This window comes from Syntrophorhabdaceae bacterium (genome assembly GCA_028713955.1).
Classification (GTDB): Bacteria; Desulfobacterota; Syntrophorhabdia; order Syntrophorhabdales; family Syntrophorhabdaceae; genus UBA5609.
The window spans coordinates 1-3,530 of record JAQTNJ010000292.1; the positions used below are offsets into that span (position 1 = coordinate 1).

Sequence of the window (3,530 nt, forward strand, 5' to 3'; positions counted from 1 at the left end):
GAAAAACCGATGCTGGCTTCGAAGCTGCTGGAGCAGCTTTCATTAAGCAGGGAGGCACACCTCGTCGTTGTCAACAACAGGCTTGTTACCGAAGACTACAGGATAGACAGGGATGACGAGGTAAAATTGATAAGGGTCGTATCGGGCGGATGAAATGCAGGGTCTGCGGAAAACCGGCAAATATCAATCTTCGGTCGTATAAAACCGCCCTCTGCGAAGAGGACTTTATCGCCTTTCTGGAAAAGAGGGCCTCTACCACCATCGGGAAATACCACCTCATCGACGAAACCGATAAACCGATCGTTGCAGTCTCGGGTGGCAAGGACAGCCTGTCTTTGTGGTATATGATGAATAAACTCGGGTATGTCTCTGACGGGATCTATATTGACCTCGGTATTGAAGGCTATTCCGGGCGGTCACTCGAGAAGATCAGACAGATGGCTGACAAGCTTCAGAGAAAGGTCTATATCTTCAATGTACACAAGGCGCTGCGTAAAGGGATCGATAGTATCGCAAAGGTTATCAGGAGACCGGCATGCTCTGCCTGCGGGACCATAAAGCGGTACATCATGAACAGGATATGTATTGACAAAGGGTACACGGTCCTTGCGACAGGTCATAATCTCGACGACGAGGCCTCGGCGCTTTTCGGGAATGTCCTCTACTGGAAAAAGGAGTATCTCTGGAAGAAAAATGTTGTCCTTGAGGGCAGGGGAGAGCATCTTGTAAAAAAGATAAAACCGTTTTTTTTATGTTCCGAGCGGGAGATCGCAGCCTATGCGATCATGAAGGGCATTGATTACATCTATGAAGAATGCCCTTTTTCCGAGGGGGCCAAGACCCTCACCTATAAAGGCATCCTGAATCACATCGAGGAAACATCGCCGGGCACAAAAATAATGTTTGTGAAAGGCTACCTCAAAATGGTAAAGGAAAAAGGAGACGAAAAGGAAGACGAAAAGGAAGACGGCAGGGAAAGCCGTTACTGTCTTCAATGCGGCTATCCGACATTCAGCGATAAGTGCAGCTTCTGCTGGCTCCTTGATAAGTTCGGAACAGAATACGCTGTGGAGTTTGATCAGTATGGTTGATATGCGATTGACTTCAGGGAAAGGGGAATGACATAATCTCATGAGCATGATAGACGGTATCTCACAGCTCCTCTTCAATGTCTACGAGGCGTTTACCGTTGCCCTCTATGTGAGAGACAACGACCGGCTGAACTGCCTTTCATCGGTTACCTTCGCGAAAAGTTTTGACAAGGACAGAAGCATTCCCATAGAAGGCACGCTCCCCGGTTGGGTCATCAAGCACAATGAGCCGCTGATCATACCAAATTTCGACAAAGATGAAGATACGCTCGGGTATTACGGTGCCTCAGAGGGGATCAAGTCCTTCATGGGATTTCCCGTGGATGCCGACGCTGTGATCATAGTGGACAGCAAGAAGAAGTATGTTTTTACAGACAGGGAAAAAAAGATCCTCGGTTTCTTTGTCTCTGTTATCCATGAGGAGATAGAAAGGATCAACAAGGCGCGTGATGTTGAGGAGGCCATTGAAGATTTCTATGCGGAGAAACGGATCATGGGGCTCTTTAATGAACTCAACCTGGGAAAGATCTCCGTCGACGAGATACTGAAGGAGGTTTTAAGCCTCTCGGGTGGTGATTTTTGTTTCATCGGTGTGGAAAAGAACGGAAGGTTATCCATCACCGATGTCTACGGTGTGGAACGGCCCGATGAACTAAAAAGGGACTGCCAGCCGGGTGCCAGCATCGCATCGATGGTGATGGAAGGGGGTAGGGAACTCCTGCTTCCCTATAACAGCGGCTACCTGAGGGAAAAACCTCTCTTCTTTTTCAATGAGCCGATCAAGGCACGGCAGTTTTTCGGTTTCCCTCTCGCGACAGACGATATGATCCTCGGTGTCCTGGGGTTTGTCTCGCTCATCGATGTGAAACTGAAGGAGCAGTTTATCGGCGTCCTGAGGAATGTTTCAACGTTCTTATCACTCTATTATTCATCGCACTGGATGAAGGAGCATATCAACAGGTTGAAGGATTTCGAACCGGTAACAGGGGCCATCCAGTTCTCCTCGTTCCTTGGCATTGTCGATAAGATGATAAAAAAGAATGAAAAATTTTCGCTCTTAACAGTGAAGGTCCTGCATATAAAAACATACAACAGGAGGATGGGGTATGAGTTTACGCATAACCTCCTGAAGCGGCTCTTCCAGGTCATCCGGTATTCTGCGGGGGCGCAGGCCCACATCTCACGGAAAGGCGGCAGCCGTTTTTATATCGCGGTGAAAGGAAATGATATGGTTGAGACGCGAAATATGATAAAACTTATACAATATACTGCGCAAAAGATCCTGTCGGAGGAGCGGGTCTTTGACAGGGGTGATCTCATTGAATGCGGTATGTGCCTGTTCCCCGAAGACAGCAAGGACCTCTGGGAACTTTTTGAGAAGGCAGATGAAAAGAAGCATAGAAAGATTATTGAATAAATAATTAAGGAGGGTGGTAATGAGTTTTTTAAGAAAATTGTTTGGTATGCTTAATACCCATCTTGCTATGGACCTCGGTACGGCGAACACCCTCATATACATGAAGGGAGAGGGTATCATCCTGAATCAACCCTCGGTTGTTGCCATTGATAACAACTCCGGCAAGGTTATCGCGGTGGGTAAAGAGGCGAAGGAATATATCGGAAGGACACCTCCCAATATCAGTGCGATACGGCCCTTGAAAGATGGTGTCATTGCGGATTTTGAGGTTGCGAAGGCAATGATCAAATACTTTTTGAAGGCAGTCAGCACCGAGCGAAAGATCTCGAAACCGAAGATGGTTGTGGGAGTCCCCTCAGGCATTACGCAGGTCGAGAAGAAGGCTGTCATAGACGCCTGTTTCCAGGTTGGGATCAGGGATGTTTACCTTATAGAAGAACCGATGGCCGCAGCCATAGGAGCAGGAATGCCCATTGAGCTCCCGAAAGGGAACATGATCATCGATATCGGCGGCGGCACCACAGAGGTTGCGATTATCAGCCTATCGGCCGTTGCATACAGTGAATCATTAAGAGTTGCCGGGGATGAACTCGATGAAGCGATCGTCAGGTATCTTCAGAAAAAGCTCCAGTTGGCCATCGGGGTGATCGCTGCAGAAAAGATAAAGATCGAAGGGGCATCGGCATTTCCCATCGATTCGTTGAGCGACTCCATAAACATTGTCGGAAAAGACCTTCTCACCAGCATACCTAAAACGATCAAACTTTCAAAAGAGGATGTCAGAGAGGCAATCGGGGAGCCCGTGGCAGCAATCATCGATGCCGTCCACAGGGCGCTGGAGAAGTTGCCGGCGGAATTTATCGCTGACCTCAATGAAGCCGGAATTGTTTTAACAGGAGGAGGAGCGCTCCTGAAGGGGCTTGCCCAGAGGATCGAGAACGAAACAGGAATTATGGTTACCGTTGCCGATGATCCGTTGACCTCGGTCACCATGGGCTGTGGCAAAGCCCTTGAGGACATGG

Annotated in this window: 3 protein-coding genes; all 3 read left to right on the forward strand. The window is 48.4% G+C overall.

What is annotated here, in order from left to right; translation table 11 throughout:
* The first annotated feature begins 149 nt into the window (after window positions 1-149).
* A complete protein-coding gene (locus tag PHU49_15920; protein MDD5245496.1) occupies window positions 150-1,091 on the forward strand; it encodes a TIGR00269 family protein in 942 nt (313 codons plus the stop codon).
* Window positions 1,092-1,131: 40 nt separating this feature from the next.
* A complete protein-coding gene (locus PHU49_15925; GenBank protein MDD5245497.1) occupies window positions 1,132-2,508 on the forward strand; it encodes a diguanylate cyclase in 1,377 nt (458 codons plus the stop codon).
* A 19-nt stretch (window positions 2,509-2,527) separates the two neighbouring features.
* The coding region (locus PHU49_15930; GenBank protein ID MDD5245498.1) for a rod shape-determining protein at window positions 2,528-3,530 on the forward strand (1,003 nt) is incomplete at its 3' end.

Excerpts from the sequence above, each read along its gene's own strand:
- PHU49_15920 (MDD5245496.1), top strand. The coding sequence starts at position 150 with ATGAAATGCAGGGTCTGCGGAAAACCGGCAAATATCAATCTTCGGTCG.
- PHU49_15925 (MDD5245497.1), top strand. The coding sequence starts at position 1,132 with ATGAGCATGATAGACGGTATCTCACAGCTCCTCTTCAATGTCTACGAG.